Source organism: Gardnerella sp. KA01000 (genome assembly GCF_049244035.1).
In the GTDB taxonomy this organism is placed as follows: domain Bacteria; phylum Actinomycetota; class Actinomycetes; order Actinomycetales; family Bifidobacteriaceae; genus Bifidobacterium; species Bifidobacterium leopoldii.
In genome coordinates this window covers 1,084,743-1,107,789 of record NZ_CP058367.1, presented here as the reverse complement: position 1 = coordinate 1,107,789, position 23,047 = coordinate 1,084,743, and the positions used below count along the sequence as shown (strand labels likewise).

The 23,047-nt window shown below is 41.5% G+C and carries 6 protein-coding genes and 1 pseudogene; all 7 read left to right on the top strand.

Going from position 1 to position 23,047, the window contains the following annotated elements; genetic code table 11:
* The first annotated feature begins 221 nt into the window (after window positions 1-221).
* The 7 genes and pseudogenes from HXT58_RS04110 to HXT58_RS04080 all read left to right on the top strand — a co-directional run bounded on the left by HXT58_RS04110 (window position 222) and on the right by HXT58_RS04080 (window position 23,045).
* Entirely contained in the window at window positions 222-1,922 is a 1,701-nt protein-coding gene (locus HXT58_RS04110) for a SpaH/EbpB family LPXTG-anchored major pilin (RefSeq protein ID WP_410297115.1), read from the top strand.
* 208 nt (window positions 1,923-2,130) lie between these two features.
* Window positions 2,131-3,321 carry a class C sortase gene (locus HXT58_RS04105; RefSeq protein WP_421775614.1) on the top strand — a complete coding sequence of 397 codons (1,191 nt, stop codon included), beginning with the start codon at window positions 2,131-2,133 and terminating at the stop codon, window positions 3,319-3,321.
* 911 nt (window positions 3,322-4,232) lie between these two features.
* Window positions 4,233-10,334, top strand: a pseudogene (locus HXT58_RS04100) (S8 family serine peptidase).
* 441 nt (window positions 10,335-10,775) lie between these two features.
* Complete coding sequence (locus tag HXT58_RS04095) at window positions 10,776-11,534, top strand: Abi family protein (RefSeq protein ID WP_116971534.1); 759 nt, start codon at window positions 10,776-10,778, stop codon at window positions 11,532-11,534.
* Window positions 11,535-12,259: 725 nt separating this feature from the next.
* Window positions 12,260-17,950, top strand: a complete 5,691-nt coding sequence (locus HXT58_RS04090; protein ID WP_421775613.1) for a S8 family serine peptidase — start codon at window positions 12,260-12,262, stop codon at window positions 17,948-17,950.
* Between the two features lie 377 nt (window positions 17,951-18,327).
* On the top strand, window positions 18,328-21,279 hold the full coding sequence (locus tag HXT58_RS04085) for a hypothetical protein (RefSeq protein ID WP_116971399.1): 2,952 nt from the start codon (window positions 18,328-18,330) through the stop codon (window positions 21,277-21,279).
* Entirely contained in the window at window positions 21,276-23,045 is a 1,770-nt protein-coding gene (locus HXT58_RS04080) for a SpaH/EbpB family LPXTG-anchored major pilin (RefSeq protein WP_116971400.1), read from the top strand. The genes HXT58_RS04085 and HXT58_RS04080 overlap by 4 nt, the downstream gene beginning before the upstream one ends.
* The last annotated feature ends 2 nt before the right edge of the window (window positions 23,046-23,047 follow it).

Here is a 23,047-nt window from a genome sequence, read left to right as displayed (position 1 = left end):
CTCGCTAAAACTTGTTGCGCAATGCGACGCGCGCAAACAGTGGCTAGATCACTGAATGCGGCACGCGTACGGAATGTGGCTCTCACTCGCAAGTTGTGGGAACCTCTGCATGTGGGAACCTCTGAATGTGGGAACACTCGCAAAACGCAACACAAAATAAAACAATAAACGTATTTTCCTCAAAACCTGCCCACAAGGGCACTGATATAAAGGAGAAGAAAGTGAATAAATTCACTAAACAATGCGTGGCGGCATTCGCCTCGCTCGCAATGGCTGGCACGCTGTGCGTCGCCGGCGCCGTGGTGGCTGGTAGTTCCGCTTGGGCTGATAGTGCGCCAAGTGTTGATACATCTGTGGCAAAAGGTCAAGTTGGTTTGACCACTGAGTCGCAAACTGGTGAGTACAAATCAGCTCCATGGATGACTGATGCTCCAAAATCTGGCTCAATCACCATCTACAAGTGGAAGAGTGAAACCGATAAGTCTGGAAACCAGGAGAAGAAAACTCCTGTTAAGGATGCTGAATTTACTATTAAGAAGGTTAAGTCTGTCAACGGCAAAGACCTTGATTTAACCAAGTATGACTCTTGGGTAGAGATTGCTAAGAAAGCTGCTGATCTTAATGCGAACACAGCTAATGTCGCAGTAACTGATAATACATTTGGCACAAATGGTAAATTAAGTGGCAATACAAACAATAATGGTGTTTTAAGGTTTAAGGATCTTCCACTTGGTTTGTATCAGGTTCAGGAAACCAAGGCTCCTGCAGGTTATTCTGCTGCGGAAACTAAGCCATTCTATATGACTTTGCCAATGATTCAGCAGGTTACTACTGGTGCCAAGAAAGAGACCAAGTACAACTATGCTCCGTTCGTTGATCCTAAGAACGTTGATATCACTGATAGCGTTAAGAAGACTAAGGATACAACGAAGACTGTAGGTGCTGGAGATGATATTTCCTACACCATTACTGCAGACCTCGATAAGGTTAAGGCTAAGTCTACTGATCCAAATCGTATTGCAGATGAATTCAAGGGCTATAGCGTCTTCGATCTTGCTCCAGCTAATTACTTTGCAAGCTATGAGAATGTTGTAAAGAAGGTTAAGGTAGGAAGCACAGATCTTACACCAAAGGCAGATTACACAGTTGGAACACCTACTGATGTTGATGGTGGTAAGAAGAAGATTGAAATCACGTTCACTGATGCTGGTCGTGCCAAACTTGCTACTGCTGCAAATGCAAGTGTTGGCAAGGCTGCAAAGGTAACTGTTGAGTTGACGTTCAAACTTGCTGTTACGACTACGCTTGGTAATAACTCTGTTACCAACGAGGGTGGTATTGTGCCATCTCATGATACCGGAACAACTCCAAGCGAAGTCAAGACTAAAGATAATCCAAAGGTAGATTTCGCTACATTCAAGATTAAGAAGGTTTCTTCTAAGGATAATTCTCCTTTGCAAGATGCAAAGTTTAGGTTGTTCGCAAATCAGAATGAGGCTACAGCTTGCGCTAATGCACTTAAGGAAGGTAAAACTGGTGAAGATCTTAAGAAGGTTTGCGAAGCGAAGTCTTCTGCTGGCTTTGGCGAGAAGGCAACTGCAAAAGGTACTGGCTTAACTGAAGCTTATTCCGTTAAGCGTGGTGAAGAGTTCTATGCAGTGGAAACTGTTGCTCCAGCTGGATACATTCGTAACCCTAATGTTCATTCTATTAAGGTTGATGAAAATAAGGCTGAGGAGACTATTACTGTCGAGAACCTTCCAGATTCAGGCAATGACGGTAAGAGCTGGCTCTTCAACCTTCCAAAGACCGGTGCCGCAGGCGTGATTATCTTCGCTCTTGCTGGCATGTGCTTGGTTGCTGTCGGCATGTTCATCTTCTTGCGCAACCGCAAGAAGGATGAAGAGCAGCAGGCTGCCTGATTGTAGTTGGTGACTGCTGAGAAAAATCAGCAGTCACTGCTGCATGAATGTAAATATCTGTTTGCATGGCATAAATATTGGAGCTGGGTGCGACTTGTTGCTCCCGGCTCTATATTTGTGCGCTTTAATTGAACTAACTAGCGAGCGCAAAATAAATAAATCGTAAATCAAATCTAAATCCAACGAAAAACCCACGAAACGAGGAAGCATGAAATTAAACGACGCTGTTGCTAAAGTATATGCTTTCCTCAACAAAATCGCCCTTAATGCACCCATCGTAAGCAAGCTTTTCAAGAATCGCGCTTCTGAAACTAGCGCTGCTGAAACTGCTACTTCCGAAACTGTTACATCCGAAACTGTTACATCCGAAACTGTTACATCCGAAACTGTTACATCCGAAATTAATCCTGCAGATCAGAACTCTTCCGAGCAACCTTCCGCAAGTGCGCAACCTACCACAATCGCGCAAAAATCGCAGCAAAAAACCAATCAAAAATCCAAGCTCCGCCGCATCGTCGAGCCAATCGCATTCGTGTTGGCAGGTATTTTGTGCTTCAGTTACCCTGTTGTTTCAACGCTTTGGAACAATCGCGTGTCGAAGGAAATTTCTAACGCGTACGACAAGTATAACCACGATCAGGCTGGTGATGTGCGCCGCGCTCACATTCGCGCAGCGAAGCTTTACAATAAAACTCGCAAAAGCAAGCTTGCCGCGGATCCGTATGGTCCGGATGGGCAAAAAGACGTAACTAACACGCCTGAATACAAGCGTTATCTTAAGGCGCTTGAGGAACCTATGGGCATTATCGGCATCGTAAAAATTCCGAAAATTGGTGTAAAACTTCCTATTTATCACGGCAGTTCGCAAGAAGTTTTGGCGCGCGGCGCTGGTCATTTGTACGGCACGGATTTGCCGGTTGGCGGCAAGAACCGCCACACAGTTATTACCGCGCACACGGGTCTTGCGGATGCCACCATGTTTGATGATTTGGTGAATTTAAAGAAGGGCGACTACTTCTACCTCGACGTGCAAGGCGAGACTTTACGATACAAAGTGTTCCGCATCAGCGTGGTTGAGCCACACGATATTAGTTTGTTGCAGCGCGAAAAGGGGCGCGACTTGGCGACTCTGCTAACGTGTACCCCGTATGGTGTGAACTCGCATAGGCTTTTGGTGACTGGGTATCGTGTGCTGCCGGACCCTGTGAAGCCGCCGGATGACCACGTGCAATGGCCGCTTTGGATGACGCTATTCGTGATTGCAATGGCGTTCTCATTGATTATTTTGTCCATGATGATTGCCGCTGCAACGTCTAAGCGAGGGCGACAGCTCGACATTCGCGGCAAGCATTTGCTGATTCTTTCGCGCAAAATGCTGCGTAAGTTGCGTCGCGAATAGCGCGACGACCTGCCTGAGCGCTGCGATTTAGCACGCGAAGGCAATTCGGAGCGCCGAGCTTGCTCAGCGTTGAAAGCACACCGTGCTTTCAACGCAAGCGAGGTCTGCCTGCGGCTTTATTGACGCAGGCAGGGCAGGTTAGTGCGGTTGTGCTTTAGAAACTAGGTTGTGACTGGTGTGCGCTGACGACCTGCCTGAGCGCAGCATTCCGCGCGCGTTTGGAGTGCTATGCTAAGCCAAACCCTCCAAATGTGAGATAAGTTCCCCGCAAATGGAGCGATTTGCAACAGATAACCCTCCAAACGTGAGATAACACTCGCGCGAGTTTTGTAGGTGAGCGAGTTACCGTGCGAGCGTAAAATTTAAGTCATTTGCGCCTATCGTTGGTTGGCTGAAAAATTTACGGTTTAACTTGCGAGGTGCGCCAACATTAGTTGGTAAATCGGCAATATTTTTTTAAAAAACATTGTCAAAATGCAAGGTTGTTGAAAAATTCTGTAAATTATATGTTAACTACAGATTTTTTACATGTTACTTGTGGAAAAGTGTTTGCGAGAAAATGGCGTAATTTAGCCATTTTCCTATCCTAAATACAAATTTTTCAAATTTTATTTGCTAAATTAACAAGTTAAAAAAGTTTTTTCTCTTTAAACAAGTGCTAGAGTATATGAAAAATATTTTGTTGCACTTGCAAAAATGCATCATTATTTGCTGTTTGCATGGGGGGGGGGTATGCCTCTTATGCGATATTTAGCGGAAATGATTCAAACCAGCGTAACAAAAATATTTACACCCGTATGAAAGATTTTGGCAGTCAGTATGAAATGTTTTGGCAGCTGGCATGAGTTTGTTATAGCTAGAACCGAAATTTTTCCGGGATAACAACCACCATTTTGAAGGAGAGTATGTTTATGAAGTTCAAACGAACGTCATATCTGACTCGTTTAGCAGCATTAGGCGTGGCTGCGGCGACGCTTATGGTACCGCTTGGGCAAGTTCCTGCGGCATTTGCAAAAAATGATAATGAAACTAAAAAAGATGGCAATGCACTTGTCTCTAAGATGCTTGATTCATCTTTAAAAGCTAATAGTGAGATTAAGTCTATAGAAGATTTACGCCATGTTAATCCAACTCTTGCTAAAGCTTTTGAGAATTACAGTAAAAAAGATCAATTTAATAAAAATTCAAATGCTCAAGTAACTGTTGTTGTTACGTTGAAAAATTATCGTTCGCAACTCACGGATGCTGACGAAAAAGCCAACATTCATGAGCAGAATGTTTTAATTAACCGCGTAAAGTCAAAGTACAATATGACGGTTCGTCGCCAGGTTGGTTATTTAATGAGTGCTTTTGAAGCTACTCTCCCTGAAAAACACGTTCAAGATTTGAAACGTGAGCCAGGTGTAGTTTCTGTCGCAAAAGAACGTTTATATCATCCAATGGAAAATTATGCTCGCGATTTACAAGGCGTGCAGACGGTGTTTAAAAAGCATCACCTCGATGGAACCGGAATGCTTGTTTCTATTATCGATACGGGCATCGATCCAAATCATCAAGATATGAAGCTTGACGCTTCAGCAAAAAAGAATATTCGCTTGAAGCCAACTGGTAAAGGAAATACAACAGATAAAGTTCCTGCAGGTTTCAATTACGCTGATGAAAATACTAATTTCACAGACGCTAATGGTGAACAGCACGGTATGCACGTTGCCGGTATTGTGGCTGCTAACGGCGATGAAAATGGTGCTCCAGCATCTGAAAATCATCGTGTTGATGGCATAGCTCCAAACGCTCAGCTGCTCGCTATGAAAGTCTTCTCAAATGTGCCAGGTTCGCATGGTGCTCGTGATGTTGATATTGTTGCTGCAATCGAAGATTCTGTAAAGCTTGGCGCAGACGTTATTAACATGTCTCTTGGCTCAGATAACGGTTTCGGTGGAACGTCAAGTGCTACTAGTGTCGCGTTAAAGAAGGCTCGCGAAGCTGGTGTGCTTCCAGTTATTTCTGCAGGAAACTCCGGCTTGAACTTCTCTGAAAGCGGTGGCATAGATGATAGTTTAGGCAAGTGGGATGATGCAACTCTCGGCTCGCCATCTTCTTATCCTTCTGCTTTCAGCGTTGCTTCTGTAGAAAATTCCAACATTACTCAGCAGTCTGCAAATTGGGTTGGAAAAGATGGCAAGTCACATACTTTGCCGTACAGCTATTCTATTGGTTCTTTAACAGATGCACTATCTCAGCATGAACTTGTGGATGCTAAAAAAGCTACTAAAGCTGATGTTAAAGATCTTGATCTTGCAGATAAGTATGCTCTTGTAGAACGTGGTGGAGTCACTTTTACTGAAAAGTTTAATAATGCGATTTCTAGGGGAGCTAAAGGTGTGATTGTTTACAATCACGACAAAGATTCATCCTTATTCCTAGGAATGGGTGGATTGGAAAAAATCAAAAATTGCTTTGGTGCGTCCATCCCTCGTTCGTATGCCTTGCAAATTCTTGATGCTTTACATAAAGGCGAGAAAGTGAAGATAGCTTTCACGAACCAATTCACTACTATTGTTAATCCAGATAACGGTAAGCCTTCTAGCTTTACTTCTTGGGGTCCAACTCCAGAATTTGATTTTAAACCTTAGATTGCTGGTATCGGTGGTAATGTTTGGTCCACGCAGAATGGAAATAAGTACACCAGCATGTCTGGTACTTCCATGGCTGCTCCAAACGTTTCCGGTCTTTCAGCGTTGGTGATGGAAAGCTATAAGAAGCGTTTCCCTGATCTTAAAAAGTCTGAAATGGTTACTCGTGTAAGCCAAGCATTAATGAATACAGCAAGTATTATTGGACATAAAGATTCTGCAAATAGTAAGAAAATTCCTTATGCTCCTCGTCAAATCGGCGCTGGCTTAGCTCAGGTAGATAAAGCTGTTGCTACTGACGTGATTGCAACAGTAAACGGCAATTCGTACGTTGCTCTTAAAAACGTGAATTCTAATCGCAACTTTACAGTTACTTTACATAATTATGGTAAGAAGCCAGTAAAATTTGCTGTCCCAGATCAGGATGTTGTAAATGAGTCTAATGAGGTTAATAAAGATACAGTAACATCTATTAGTAATACTGAAACGTTGCAATCAAAAACGCGTAATGTTACAGTAAAGCCTGGGAAAACCGCTGATGTTAAGTTTACATTAAGCCCAAATCGTTCTGAAGGCAATCATTATATTGAAGGTTGGGTGCGATTTGAATCGCTCACTGATTCTCAACCAGATGTTTCTGTGCCATACCTTGGTTTTGTTGGAGATTGGAATGCTGAACCTATAATGGTAAAACCGGGAGAAAGCTATAGTGCAAAACATAGTGATCTTACGACATCGTTGCTTTCGGTAGCTGGTTTTATGGGTAAACTTCCGGTTAATAATGAAACTAAACCTTATGTACTTGGCGAATTTTCACCTGCAAATCAAGATGGCTGGATGGATTATGTTGTTCCATCTATGGCTATATTCCGCGGTGCATCTGACATAAAGTATTCTGTATTGGATTCTCATAATAAAACTAAGATTGTTCTTGGAACGGAACACAATGTGCATCGTTCTACTATTGCTAATGCTGGAACAACAGATGGTTTAGCTGGAAATTTCGACGGGTCTGTGTGGAATCCAAAAACAAGTAGGTTTGACATTCTTCCTGATGGATGGTACACGTATCGTATTCAAGCTCGCTTAGGAGATAAGTTTGATTGGCAAACTTATGATATGAAGGTAGCAATCGATAATCATGGACCTAAGGTCACAGTATCTGATCGTGATGATAAAGGCAATGTGAAGATTGTTATTAGTGATGAATTGAGTCCTGATCCTGGCGTGCCAACTATTCATCTTCCTGGTGTAAAGGATGCTTTGAACTATGGTGATGAAGACACTCAATGCCCGTTGAATGAAGCAACTCGTACGCGAGTGTGCAAGTCTATTCACATTGGTAATGAAGCTCAATACATAGATGTGCTTGTTCGAGACAATGCTATGAATCCAACTGAGGTTAAGAAGGTATTCGACACATATGTCCCGAATGGTTCAGGAAAACCTGAGAAGAACAAGAAGTTTATTATTCCAAATGAACAAAAACTTACTTCTCACCAAATTAAAGCAAATCAGTTAGAAGAAAGTAAGACTAACCCAGATATTAATGGTAAGTTCTATCTTGAGGGATATCTCACTAAAGATGTTGCTTCTATAAAAGCTTATGTGACTCCTAAAGACGGTAAAAATCAGGAAGTCAAATTAGCTAAAAAGCGCAAGGGTGAGAATACTTTCTATGCGTTTGTGCCACTGAAAAATGGCGAAAATACTGTAATGCTTAAAGCTTTTGATAGTAAAGGTAATCATATTGGCAATAAGGAACTTAAGCTAACGTTCAACGCGCAAACACCTAAGATTACTGTTAATGGTTTAGATGATAAGGGTAATTTGCCTGTAAGTTCAGATGGTAAAGTAACTGTTGCTGGTAAAGTAACTGATACTCCTGGAGATACTGTAAAGCTAAAGCTTACTTATCAGAAGGCTGCTGACAACACTACTCCAGCTAATGCAGTTGCTGGTTCTGTAAACAATCATGCTTCTGGTTCTGCTACTAAAGCTGTTTCTGGAGCTAATACAACTTCAACAGCGAATATTAATGCCAATGTAAAGAAAGCAGATACAGCTGTAGCTAGTAAAGAAACTGAAGAAGTAGTAACTGTTGGCAAAGACGGTAGTTTCAAAACAGTTATTACTCCTGCCGCTAAAGCTGTTATGGTAACTCTTGTAGCTACTGATTCTGCTGAAAACACTACAACTATAGGTTTGGCTCTCGCTGGTCGTTCAACTCCTACGCCTAAACCTGCAGCTGCAACAAAAGATTTCGTGCTTACTAATGCTGGCTCTATGGGTTCTTATGCGTGGTTAATTCATAAGAAGAATTATGGTCCAGACGTTATTGGCTCTGATTACTTTGTTGCTCAAGGTGATGTGAGTTCCAAGGTGACTAGCGTGGTGTTTACTCCAGCTTCGCGTTTTGATGCTACAACTAAAAATCTTGTAACTCCAAACCCATTGCGTGCTGAAATTAAGGACGGAAAGTTTAGTGTGAAGCTTCCAATGCATCCGGGTATAAATGATTTCCGCTTGCAGGTGAACACTAAGCCAACTGACGAAGATGCTGATGAAGACGATGAAACGAATGTAATCGATACTCCTGCAGCATTCTACTTCGACATTACGCCTCCAACAGCACATTTCGATACTCCAAAGCTGTATGGTCACACGTTGTTCACAAATCGTGACACCGTGACTTTCAGCGGCAATGTGTCGGATGATGCTTTCGGTCAAACTTTGCGAATTAACAACGATTCCGTTGGTGATTTCTACACTTTGGATACGAATGGTAAAGAAACAACTCGTCGCCAATTCTCAACTGACATTCCAGTAGACAATGGTGATAAGTTGCTGCTGCACTTAAGTGATCAGGTTGAATCTCATTTACTTGGTGTGATTCCAGTTGTTCTTGACGAAACGGATCCTACTGTTGAAGCAGGTTTGGTTGAAGGTGAAGAAATCGATGATGGTCACGAAATTACTGTTAAAGCAACAGATGATAATTTGAAGTCTTTGCGCGTTATGGTTGATGGTCGTCCAGTAGCGTATACAGAAAATTATCTTCCAACTACAGCAGTAGAGAACACATTAGTGGATGTTTCTAAGGTTAACGATAATCCAACTCCAGATAAGCCAGGTTCTACAACATTAACGTTGAAGATTCCTACTAATAAGTTGACTGATGGTTCTCACACTATCACCATTGAGGCGACCGATTTTGCCGGTAATACAGCAAGTGCCACAAGTGATAATGCAAAGGGAGCTACTGCATATACATTCAAAGTGAAGCATGGTGTGAAGCCTGGCGAGAATCCGGCTAAGCCAAAGAATCCAGGAACCAAGAATGAATCAACCCAAACTGATTCTGCCCCAATTCCTCCTGCTTCTACAGAAAAGATTCTAAAGTCTCTTGCTGGATTAGAAACCAAGAATGTTACAGCTGGAAAGGAAGTAAAGATTTATATTTCTGGAAAGCCTGCAGCTTTGAAGAATGCTGAAGCCAATGCTCGCATGTATGCGTTCATTTACTCTGATCCTAAGGATCTTAAGGGTGAAGATGGTCATGAATATGTGACAGTGCGTACTGATGAGAACGGTAAGTACTATTTCAAGGTTTTGATTCCTAGCGGATATTCAGGTAAGCACACAATCTTACTTATGGATGCAAATGGTAACCAGATTGCTTCTGGAGAGGTGTCTGTATCTTCCTCTGCTTCTTCTGATAGTGGCAGCCAAACTGATTCTGATAATAAGAATAATCAGAATAATCAGAACCAGAGTGGTAGCGGTAATACTGGTAACGCTGGTAATACTGGTAATACTGGTAATAGCGAAGGTGGAAGCTCAGGTCACGGTAAGGATAGTGGCAACAACGGTGGCAGCACTAGCGGTAGTGCAAGCGGTGATACCAACAATGATAGCCGCGGTGGTAATCATGGCGGTAGCCACAGCTCTAATCATGGCGGTAGCCACAGCTCTAATCATGGCGGTAGCCACAGCTCTAATCATGGCGGTAGCCACAGCTCTAACCACGGCGGTAATCATGGTGGAAAATCCTTTACTACTGGAGGTAATTCCAGTAATAATTCGGAGTCGTCCTCAAAGGATGATGCGGATTCTACTAATGCAGGCGCATCCGCTGCATCCGGCGATGCCGCTGCCAATGGCAATGCAAGTTCTGCCAATGGCAACGCAAGTGCTGCGAATGCTAACGCTGCTGCAAAGCAGAAGGCTGCCGCTAAGTCTGCCGCCAAGAAGATGACTTCTGATTTGGCGATGACTGGTAGCAGTGTAATTGGCATGGTTGTGACGTTTATGGTGCTGCTTGCAAGCGGTGCTGTAACGTTTAAAACTCGCAGCCGTCATGTGCGCGCAAGAAAGTAAGTAAACAAAATAAATAAATAACATAAATAAACAAAGAGCACTTTTCATCTTCTAGTAAGATGGGAGTGCTCTTTTTGTATGTAATATATTTTGGAGAATAATCCATAGTTTGTTTTACATATTAATTTGCTTCATCATTCATTCACGTGGATACTCGTTCGCTCTCCAAATGCGAGACAAGTTCCCCGTGTTTGGAGCAAAACACAACCTAAAACCCTCCAAATGTGAGAAACTTTCCTCGCTTTTGGAGTACCACACAAACCTACGTTTAGTAAACCCACCATCCAAAAACAACTGAGCTCTTGTTCTAAACAAACAAGAGCTCAATGAAATCACGTGTAGGAGCAACCTACACAGGTAAATTAGAGTCTACCACATCCCCTTAGAATTTGCGTTTGTCATGTTATATTTCGTGGCGAATGTCAAACTAAATGTGCAATAATGTACAATATTTTCATGTCTGCTAATACATTTTTTACTTTGCAAGAAGCGCAACAATTTTGTGGCGTGGCTAGATTTAATCGTTATATGCGCGATGCAAATAATGATTTAGGTACAGCTATGCTCATATGCAAATCGAATCATGAATTAGCAGGAATATTGCATGAGCAGATTGGATACGTAGAAATATGCGTGCGTAATTCAATTGATTTAGAACTTCGTAAACTTGCGTTGAAAGAAAAGCAAAATGAGGAATGGACCAATCCTCTGTATACGCCAGATTTGGTTAAAGATTTGATTGAAAATCAAATCAAGCAAGCGAGAGAAATCGCAATTCACTCGCATGATGATAGAAGCGTAAATCATGATGACATTTTATCTAAACTCATGTGGGGAACATGGGTAAAGCTTGTTGGATCTTCAGAAACAAAAAATAGCAATCGCATTCAACAAAAACTTTGGAAAGATGCTGTAGGCAATGCGTTTCCATTTGTGAACTGTTCAAAAATGAATAAAGAGTACGATGAGGATAGAAGAATAATAGCAAAAAATCTTATTTATATTAAAGAGATTAGGAATAAAGCAGCTCATTTTGATAATTTATATAACATAGCTAGGGGAAAGAGGAATCTTACGAACGCACTGTTTACGCTACTTCATGCGGTTAATAAGTCGTTTACAACTGGATGGATTGATCCCTCAAAAATACGTAAAGCTGCTAATAAATATTTGGAACTGATGGTTGGTGTTGATGATTAGTACTGATGATTGGTGTTGATGAAGTAAACGGTATGAAAGCAAATGCGTAAGTTGCGCGAACTACCTGCCTGAGCGCGCGCAATGCTGCGCTCAAGCAAGTCGTCGCGCCCGTGTTTGGAGGGCTTTGGTGGGTTTTTGCTCAAATGCGAGGTAACGCTCTCACCGTGTAAAGTTTCGGTCAGTTGTGCCTATCGTTGGTTGGCTGAAAAATTTACGGTTTAACTTGCGAGGTGCGCCAACATTAGTTGGTAAATCGGCAATATTTTTTTAAAAAACATTGTCAAAATGCAAGGTTGTTGAAAAATTCTGTAAATTATATGTTAACTACAGATTTTTTACATGTTACTTGTGAAAAGGTGTTTGCGAGAAAATGGCGTAATTTAGCCATTTTCCTATCCTAAATATAATTTTTTCAAATTTTATTTGTGAAATTAACAAGTTAAAAAAGTTTTTTCTCTTTAAACAAGTGCTAGAGTATATGAAAAATATTTTGTTGCACTTGCAAAAATGCACCATTATTTGCTGTTTGCATGGGGGGGGGGGGGTATGCCTCTTGTGCGATATTTAGCGGAAATGATTCAAACCAGCGTAACAAAAATATTTACACCCGTATGAAAGATTTTGGCAGTCAGTATGAAATGTTTTGACAGCTGGCATGAGTTTGTGATAGCTAGAACCGAAATTTTTCCGGGATAACAACCACCATTTTGAAGGAGAGTATGTTTATGAAGTTCAAACGAACGTCATATCTGACTCGTTTAGCAGCATTAGGCGTGGCTGCGGCGACGCTTATGGTACCGCTTGGTACAGCAAATGCTAAAGACAATAGTGCTGAGAACAATAATCTCGCACAAGTTGTAAATCAAAAGAATAAGAATAAGAAGAATAAAACTACTAAATATCTTGATCCTAAGATTGTTAGCAGAATAGTTAATAATCCATTTAATAGGACTGGTACTTCTAATAAGCCTGTTACTGTTATTGTTACTTTAAAGAAACAGCCAAAACTTCCTTCGAAAGAATCTGAAAGCAGTAATAAAGCTGACCAGAATCGTCTTATTGGAAAATGGTCTTCAAAATATGGCATGACAGTACGTCGCCAATTTGGTTACCTGATGAATGGTTTTGAAGCAACATTACCAGCTAACAAAGTTGCGGCTTTACGTCATGAACATGAAGTAGCTTCTGTTGCAAAAGAACGTTTGTATTACCCTCTTGAAAATTATGCCCGCGGCTTGCAGGGTGTAAACGAAGAATTTAAGAAGCGTGGACTTGATGGAACTGGGATGCTTGTGGCTATCATCGACACTGGTATTGATCCAAGTCACCATGATATGAAGCTTGATTTCAAAGCTGAAAAAGCTCGTAAGATTCAGAAGACATTCCCGTCTAATGGTGTAAAGTTCACTAATAAAGTTCCTGCTGGATTCAACTATGCTGATGAAAACTACACTATTACAGATAGTGGTGCAGAGCAGCATGGCATGCACGTAGCTGGTATTGTGGCAGCTAATGGTGATGATGAGAATAAGCCAGCTGATAAAAACGGTCATATTAACGGCATTGCTCCAAATGCTCAGCTACTTGCAATGAAAGTATTTTCAAATAAGCCGGGAGCGCACGGAGCTCGTGATGCTGATATAGTTGCTGCAATTGAGGATTCTGTAAAGCTTCATGCAGACGTTATTAACATGTCTCTCGGCTCAGATAACGGTTTTGGTGGAGCTTCTAACGCTACATCTCTCGCTTTAAAGAAGGCTCGCGAAGCTGGTGTGCTTCCAGTTATTTCTGCAGGAAACTCCGGTTTAAGCTTCTCTACATCTGGAGGAACTAATGATGCATTAGGAAAGTGGGATGATGCAACTCTCGGCTCGCCATCTTCTTATCCTTCTGCTTTCAGCGTTGCTTCTGTAGAAAATTCTTATATTATTCAAACCGCTGGTTCATATACGGATAAAGCTAATAAGACAACTGAGATTCCTTACTCTATAGCCTCAGGAAAAGCTGATGGTAAAGAACATGAGATTGTGAATATCGGTCTTGGCAAAAAAGATGAAGTTAAGGATTTGGATCTTCACGGAAAGTACGCTTTAGTTGAACGTGGCGCAATAGCATTTAGTGAAAAATTCCAGAATGCTATTGATAAGGGTGCTGATGGTGTAATCGTTTATAACAAAGCTGGCGATTCGGCACAGTTCCTCGGCATGGCTGGAGTTGATAAGTTCAAATGCTTTGGAGCATCAATTCGTCGTGAAGATGCTTTAAAGATTGTTGATGCACTCAAAGCTAACGCAAGTGGTACAGTTAAGGTTTCCTTCTCTGATAAGACAATGGGCATTGCAAATCCTGATAAGTTGCATCCTTCTAGCTTTACTTCTTGGGGTCCAACGCCAGAACTTGATTTTAAGCCTCATATTGCTGGCATCGGCGGTAACGTGTGGTCTACTCAGAACAACAACAAGTACACTAATATGTCTGGTACTTCTATGGCTGCTCCAAACGTTTCCGGTCTTTCAGCTTTGGTGATGGAAAGCTATATGAAGCGTTTCCCTAAGCTTTCTCCAAAAGATCGTGCTACTCTTGTTGAACAAGCCTTGATGAATACGGCTGAGATTCTCAATAATTCCAGCAATGTACCATTTGCTCCTCGTCAAATCGGCGCTGGCTTAGCTCAGGTCGATAAAGCTGTTGCTACTAACGTGATTGCAACAGTCAATGGCAATTCGTACGTGGCTCTGCGCCAGGTTAATGGAGATCGTAAGTTCACTGTTAAACTGCATAATTATGGAGATAAGGCTGTAACTTATGAAGTTCCTAAACAAAATGTTGTTAATGAATCTAATAATGCTGGTGAAGAAACTACTACCTCTATTAGCTCAGAAACATTAGCTTCTTCGACTAATACAGTTACAGTAGATCCTAAGTCAGAAAAGGAAGTAGAGTTTACATTAACTCCAGACGTGACTCGCGACCATTATGTTGAAGGTTGGGCGCGTTTTACTTCAAAGACTTCTGGGGAACCAGATTTGGCTGTTCCATATCTTGGCTTTGTTGGCAATTGGGATAAGGAACCAATTCTTGTAAAGCCTGGTGAAGAGTATCTTCAAAATGCAATTAATATGACTACTTCGCTGATTGCTGAAAGTTATTTTGGTGATGTGCAAGTTAATGATGAAGCTCCTGGTCATTTAGAATTTTCTCCAAATGGTGATGAGTTATTCGATAAGATACGACCATCATTAGCATTATTCCGTAATGCAAGTTTAATACAGTATTCTGTTTTGGATAATTCTGGTAAAACTGTTGCAGAAGTAGGAGAGGAACATGACGTTTCTCGTTCTAATTTCTCAGAATTATTACGTGATCCAAGAGCATTAAATAGTTCTATTGATTTTGATGGAACTATTTATGATAAGACATCTACTGATATTGCGCATTGGAATAAGAAACTTCCTGATGGCAAATATATTTATCGAGTAAAAGCTTGCTTGACTAAGAATATGTGCCAGACGACTGATATGCATTTTAACCTTGATACTAAAGCTCCAACCGTTACAATTAGCGAACCTGATAGTGATGGTAAAATCACCATTACAGCTCATGATGAGTTAAGTGAAACGTTGAGTGATCCAGGTGTAAAAGTTAATGGTAACAGTGATTATGTCAAGGTTAATGATAATGACTGCAGCGAAACTCATGACGCAAATGGCTATACTCGCACTTGCAAGGTTAATGTAGGTAAGGATGCTTATTACGTCAATGTCAGTTTGCATGATGGCGGTTTCAATGAAACCAATACTTCCAAAGTGTTTAAGGGATTTGCTAATAAAAAGATTCTCATAAATAATGAGGTTAATCTTAAGAATATTGGCATTAAGGATGTCACTGCTAAAAAAGATAACGGTGTTGATAAATATAGCATCGAAATCTCTGGACGTATTGCTGATGGTTGCAAGGATGTGAAAGCTTATGTTCAATCAGGAACTGAAGCAGAAAAAGAATTAGCTGTTAAGACAGATGATTCTGAATTTAGCTTTACAGCCCCTATTAAACAAGGTGCTAATACAATAAAAGTTAAGGCAAAAGGTTCTGATAATAAAGAAGTGGTTGAAACTCTTGCAACTAATTTCGACGGAAAAGCACCAACAATTAAACTAACTAATGCAGATAGTAATGGGAATGTAACAATTGACCAAACTGGTGCAGTAGAAGTTAAAGGTGAAGTTAAGGACGAAACTACTCCAAAGCAGAATCTCACGCTTACTGTCAAGTATAGTAAAGATGAGGTTGTTGATGGTGAAGTCCAGAGTGAACAAGTGGAAGAGCCTGTAAATGTTGCTACTGATGGCTCATTTACTGTAAAAGTTATTCCATCTGCTAGTACATATTCAGTTACCTTGGTTGCTAATGATGGAGTTAACACAGCTACTCAGAATGTAGGTTTCGCTAATCGTGTTATACCAACAAAGCCAAAGCCTTATAATATTTCACTGAGTAATGCTAATAGCTTAGGACCATACAACTGGATTGTTCCTGGAGATAGTGGTACTTCGCTCGATTCGTTTACTGCAAAAGGCAAAGTAAGTAACAAAGCTACAGAAATACTATTTACAAAAGCTAATCGAGTTAAAGATGATGGTTCGGGGTATGAGGATTTTGATCCTATAGCTGCAACAATCACTAAGTCCACTAATGCAAATGCTGATTCTACATTCACGGTAACTCTGCCAATGCATCCTGGAATAAATGACTTTAGGATGATTGTCAAAGAGGGAAGTGATGTGGTATTAGACACTCCAGTTGCTTTCTACTTCGACAGACAGGCTCCAGAAGTAATGTTTAGTACTCCAAAGTTGTATGGCGGCAGAATATTCACTAATAATGACACTGTGAAATTCAAGGGTGTTATTAGTGATGATTTTGCTGGCTATACTCTTAAGATTAATAATCTTATTGCTTCAGACAACTTCAGTACTGATTCTAAAGGCAAAGAAACTAATGCTCAGAGCTTCGATAGAGATGTTGAAGTTAAAAATGGAGAGTTTGTATTAATCCAAGCCATCGATCAGATGTCTAGCGCACTGTATGGTCGTGCTCCTGTTGTTGTTGATAAGGATGCTCCTTCTGTGACACTTGGAATAAAGGACAATGATCATGTTGAAGCAAATCGTAAGATTTCTGTAACAGCTAAAGATGATCATTTGAAGTTATTGCGAGTGAAGATTGATGGTAAAGAAGTAAATCATGCAAGTAATGGTCTTAAAGAAACGGATATTAAGCTGAGTAAGAATAATCCTTACGATGCTACTTTTGCCGATCTGAAAGATCTGAAGGATCCGCTGAAGGTAGATGTTGATTTCAATTCACTTTCTGCCGGAAAGCACTTAATCACAGTTGAAGCTGTTGATTATGCTGGTAACGTTGCAACGAAGAATACTTCCGCAGAATTCGTTGTTGAAAAGAAGTCGAATGATGGTCATGGAAACGATCATGGTTCCTCCTCTGTAACTGTCAATCCTCCTTCCGCTTCAACTCCAGCACCTAAAGCTCCTGAGTCTACCGCAAAGCTAGATCAGTCGCTTAAGGGAAGCCTTGTTGCTGGTGAACATATGAATGATGTTGTTCGTGCTGGTAAGAGCAATCCTGTGAAGTTGTATTTCGCTGGCATGGATGCTCCTGCTAAGGGTGATGCTGGCTCTAAGTCTCACAAGACTAAGGTCTCTTCTGCCACGAGCGAGTTCATCAAGGAACTTAAGAAAAACAAGGTTGCTTACGCTTATGCTTACATGTATTCTTCGCCTGTGTTATTGAAGGGCGCAGATGGATCTAAGTATGTGAAAGTAACTTTGGATAAGAATGGTCAACCTCAGTTTAATGTTGTGATTCCAGCTGGCTACTTCGGTAAGCATACGATTGTTTTGCTTAACGATAAAGGTGAGCAGCTTGCTTGGGCTAACGTGTGGGTTGTTCCTGAGAATGCTACAGCGTTCGATGAAACAGTTGCAGAGATTAACCTGAAGTATTCGGAGCTTCATTCTGGTACTGGATTCGGCAACGGGCTTGGTACTGGATTTGGTAACGGATTAGGTGCTGGTTCTGGATTCGGCACATTTACTGGCACTACTTACGTTGGTACAGACGGAAATGCCTCCAGCGGAAGTGCCAACGCAGGTGCTGCATCCGGCGATGCTGCTGCCAATGGCAACGCAAGTGCTGCGAATGCTAACGCTGCTGCAAAGCAGAAGGCTGCTGAAAAGGAGCAAGCTGCCGCTAAGTCTGCCGCCAAGAAGATGACTTCTGACTTGGCGATGACTGGTAGCAGTGTGATTGGCATGGTTGTGACGTTTATGGTGTTGCTTGCAAGCGGTGCTGTAACGTTTAAAACTCGCCGCCATCATGCGCACGCAAGCAAGTAAATAAATAAACAAAAATAAATAACAAAAGTAAATAAACAAAGAGCACTCTTCATCTTCTAGTAAGGTGGGAGTGCTCTTTTTGTATGTAATATATTTTGTGGAATAACCTGAATAACCCATATTTTGTTGTATGTAATATATTGCGAATATTCTAATTGCTCCATAAATTTTAAGGTTAAAATAACGTAATTTTAGATATTTTTCGCAAAATCTTTTAAATCTTAAATAGTGGTTGAAATCTGCCTTGGGGGGGGGGGGTATAGTTGCAAGAACTGTGGCTGCAATTAAGAGAGGTTTTGCAGTGCTGTGTGGTTTCTGATTTTGTAATGATGACTACACAAATTTTGAGAGTTTGAACTTAACGAAGGTGATTAGAGATGTTTCCGCAGCGTCGTCGTAACAGTCTTTCTAAGATTATGCGCGTAATTTGCGGTTTCACGTCCTGCGTGCTGACTCTAGCAACTCTCGCGATTGTGCCTATAGCTCCGTCGAGTGCTTCAACCGAAGAAACAACGCCTAAGACCTCAGAGCGTGCTGAGATTAAGGGTAATCAAGAGCTTAAGAATAAAGACGAACATAAGTCTGATAAAAAAGCTGAGCAGCAACCTGTTAGTAATCTTGAACAACATACTTCCGCAACGACTAATACAGATTCTCAAAACGAAGCTTCCGATAAAGATAAAAAATCTAAGCAAGACAGTAAATATAAAAAAGCTAAAAACGCTGCTGAAGCCGCGCAAACTGGTTCGAACGGTGACAGAAGTTCTACCAACACTACCGAAAACGGAGCGCAATTCTATAATCCTGAGTATTTACGTACTCTGAATATTGTTGCTGGAAATCTTTCTACAAGTGCAAACAATAAGTCGGGCGCTCCTAGGAGTAAGCCAATTCACGGCAATAGGAAAATTAAGCGTGGATATCTTCCTGTTGGTACGCGGTTTGAAATTAAGCCAGATGCAAATGATAAAGAAGACGCGTACGAGTGGGCTAATTTTGAAGGCGAGCAATGCGCTGTAGCCAATGATGCGTCAGCCAATAATAAACAGTGCAAGGAAACGAAAGCTATTCCATCCGATAATTCAAAAAGTTATGGCGTTATAACTTTCCGTCCAAATAGGTGGACTAAAGCAGGTCGTTACAAAGTGCATGTAATTGTGCACTATCCAGATGGAAAATCTACTTCCGATGATGCAAATGCTGGAAATAGTAAAGGTGGTAAGCCTTCTCCAGTTTATGCAAATGTAGTTGTTACGCGATTTGATCCTCACGATAGTGATTTGCAACTTTCAATAATTAGCAAAGACAAAGAAGATTTGAAATATGGACAGTCCGATAACTCAGATCTAGTGTTAATGGCTGGTCAAGAGGTTAAGAAAACCACTTTTGATGCTTCTGCGCATCTTGGCATAGGCAATATTAATCAGCGTGTGATTTGCTACGAAAAGAATTCTGATGGCAAGCTTGTTGATGGAAAATACGAGTCTGGTGGAATTAACGGGCTTGAATTAAAACAAGATACTAACGTAACAGTTTGGAAGCATGCCAGTTATGATCAGCAAAAGAAGTGCTTTGATGATCCTGCTAATGGCTGTAAGATGGATGATTTACTTTATGACGATTACGTGTACAACGAGTATGTTAAAACACATCCGAATTTTGAACCTAAGCGAGTAAATGAGCGTACAGTAGGACAGTTTAAGGGAACTGTAAAGAAAACCGGTGATTTTGTGTGCAAAGTTTATGCTTTAAGAAATTCTGTTAAAGATGACGGCGCGCAAGACAAGCAAGATGATGCTTTAGTAAAGAAGTTTGATCAAATAGCTGCAGAAAAACACAATAAGATTGATGAAATTGATTCTGCGCTAAAGTCAGAAAATTTGTTTAAGTCAAGTAAAGGCATTACTTGGGAAGCTAAGACTTTGAACATTACTGTTCGCAAAATGTCTTACTATTATCAGCCTAATTATGGTGATGGAATTAATACTCTTCCAGGTCAATATGCGACTTCTATTGTGCCGCTTAACCAGTGCGGAGTTGGCGAAAATTGCAGTAAGAAGTTAGCTAGAACTCGTAATCTTCCTGACGGAACTTGGTTTGAAATAAAGCCATATAAAAATGATTCTGAGCATCCAGTTCCTGATTGGGCCTCATTTATTGATGAAGATGACAGTGATCAAAGTAACAAACCTACCAAAGCTGGAAGTGAAGTCGGAGAAGATAGTAGTGATGCTTCCGGTGCAGTGTACGGAAAAATTACTGTAAGAATGAGCACTTGGATTGAAACAGGGCATTACAATGTGCCAGTGGTTGCGCATTATCCTGATGGCTCCTCTTCAGAGGATGAAGATTCTAGTAACGAAGGTAAGCCTATCTATTTGAAAGTCTCGGTCAATAATTCTCCACGGATTAATAATGATGATTTAAAGTTACGTGTGACGACCGAAAAAGTTTCTGCTGATGATGAGTCTGACTCGCAAAACGACGATTATGGTGATGTAGATCCAGACCAGGGCATCACAATGATGCGCGGAATGCGATTTTTGAATCCGTATATTGATGCGTGGTCATTGCGTGAAGTGGGTAAGAAAATTTCGCTGAAAGTTTTGTGCACTAAGGTTAGCAAAGATAGCAAAGCTAGCAAAGACGGCTCTGTTAACGCTAATAGCTCTAGTGGTGTGGGTGTTTGGTCTAGTAGCGTTAATGGCTTGACTGCTCCTACGGAGAACCAAATTCATAATTGGGATCATATTAAAACTGTTGCTGAACTTGAAAAGTGCAAGAATAATTCAGCTTCGTGTGATGCAAGTCGTACCCTATTTAGACGAGACGTTGAAGCTAGCGATTGGGATGAAGAAAATCCATTCTATGCAGTCGAACGCACGGATTCGATTATTGGCGGTGCTCCTAAAGAAACGGGCGATTATCAATGCGTTGTGTATGCGTTGAAGCCGACTGCGCTTGCTGCTTATACAAATAAAGTGGGTAGCGCGACTTCCGTACAAAATGGCGATACTCTTCTTAACGGCGTCGCTGGTCTCGAAAAAGGCAAGGACTGGACGATGACCGCGGTCAAAATTCACGTTGTTGAGCCTTTTAAACTGCCAAAGACGGGATTCGCCGGCTGGAACATGATTCTTAGCGTTGCTACAACGATTTTCACAAGTCTTATGGTTCTTGCGTTTGCTCTCGACCAAACACAGTGGGGGCGCGCATTTATGAAAAATTTTGTATACCAAAATTCTGCTCAAAAGGTCAGTGAAATAGCTGTTCAAAAGGGCACTGAAGTATCTGCTCGCAAGGGCACTGAAATAAAGGAGAAGAAATGAATAATTTCACAAAACGATGCGTCGCCGCATTCGCCTCGCTCGCAATGGCTGGGACGCTGTGCGCGGCGGGGGCTGTGACAGTGTCCAGCGTTGCGTGGGCTAGCAAGCCTGCTGTAAATACTGCAGATGATAATACCGGTGATAAACCATCCCAAGCTGTGCAAAAGGGAGATGCGCCATGGGCGCTTAATGATACCGATAAGGCAAAGACTTATTCCCTCACTATTTTCAAGTGGCAGGACGAGCTTGATAAGAGCGGCAAGCAGAAGAAGTCAACTCCTGTTCCTGGTGCTGAATTCACTGTAAAAAAGGTGACGCAAATCGACGGTAAGGATATCGATTTAACCAAGTACGCAGATTGGGTTAAGGTCGCCAGTAAGATTGATGGTCTTAATAAAGGCACTGCTACTGGAATAACCACTGAAAACGGTAATGGTACTAAGAAGAATACTTCTGGTACTGATCAAGGCACAAAAAAGGGTGTTGCGAAGTTCGATCTTGGAATCGGTCTGTACCAAGTTCAAGAAACAACAGTTCCAAAGGGCTTCTCTGCTGCCGAATCTAAGCCATTCTATATGACAATCCCAAGGATTGAAAAAGATAAGGATGGCAACGTAGTTTACAACTATGCTCCATACGCGGATCCAAAGAACAAGGATTTGAGCAAGAGTGTTAAGAAGACTGCGGATACTTCTAAGACTGTTGGTGCTGGCGATAAGATTTCCTACACCATTAGCGCTGAGCTTGACAAGATGAAGGAGAAGCCTGAGACTGGACAAACTACTGCTAATCTTTCAGCCGATGATTTTAACGGCTATTCTGTAGTCGATCTCGCTCCTGCTAATGCTTTTGTTTATCCTACTGACGAAACCTCTCATCAGGTTACTGATGCCAGCATTGCAAAAGTAGTTACGAAGGTACAACTTGGAACCGGCGATGCGCCTATAGCTAACGATACGTCGCTTACTGCTACTACTGACTACACCGTTGCTAAAGACGCAAATCAAATTGCTGCTACAAGCACTGACGTTGCTCGCGATAAGATTATTATCTCATTCACTAAAACCGGTAGGGATGCGCTTGCTAAAGCTGCAAACGGCAATGCTGGCAATGTAGTAAAGGTATTTGTCACCTTAGAGTTCACTCTTGCTGATTCGACGACTCTTGGCGACAAAACTGTTATTAACAAGGGTGGCTTAATTCCTTCGCACGAGGGTAAGACCCCAGACGTTGTTGAAGGTAAAAAGTACAAGGAAGTGAAGTTCTCAAAGTTCAAGATTAAGAAGGTTTCTTCTACAGATCAAAGTGCTCTTGAGGGTGGAAAGTTTGTGATATTTGCTAATAAAGCCGATGCACAAGCTTGCGCTACAGAGCTTAATAAAGCCAATGGTGATGTAGCCAATAAGTGTGGTGAGAAAAGTCCTCGCTCAGCTTTTGGAGAAAAAGCATCAGCAAAAGATACTGGTTTGACCGAAGAATATTCTGTAAAGCGTGATGAAGATTTCTACATCGTGGAAACTGCTGCTCCAGACGGATACATCCGTAATCCTGATGTTGTTACAACTAAGGCAACTGACGGTGATGTAACATATACATTCCAGAATCTTCCTACCAAGGATAAAGGCTTCTGGTTCAACCTTCCAAAGACCGGTGCTGCTGGCGTAATCATCTTCGCAGTTATCGGCATGTGCTTCGTTGGTTCCGGATTCTTTGTGTACATGCGTCGTCGCAAGAAGGAAGAGGAGCAGGCTAAGCTCCGCGCTTAGTT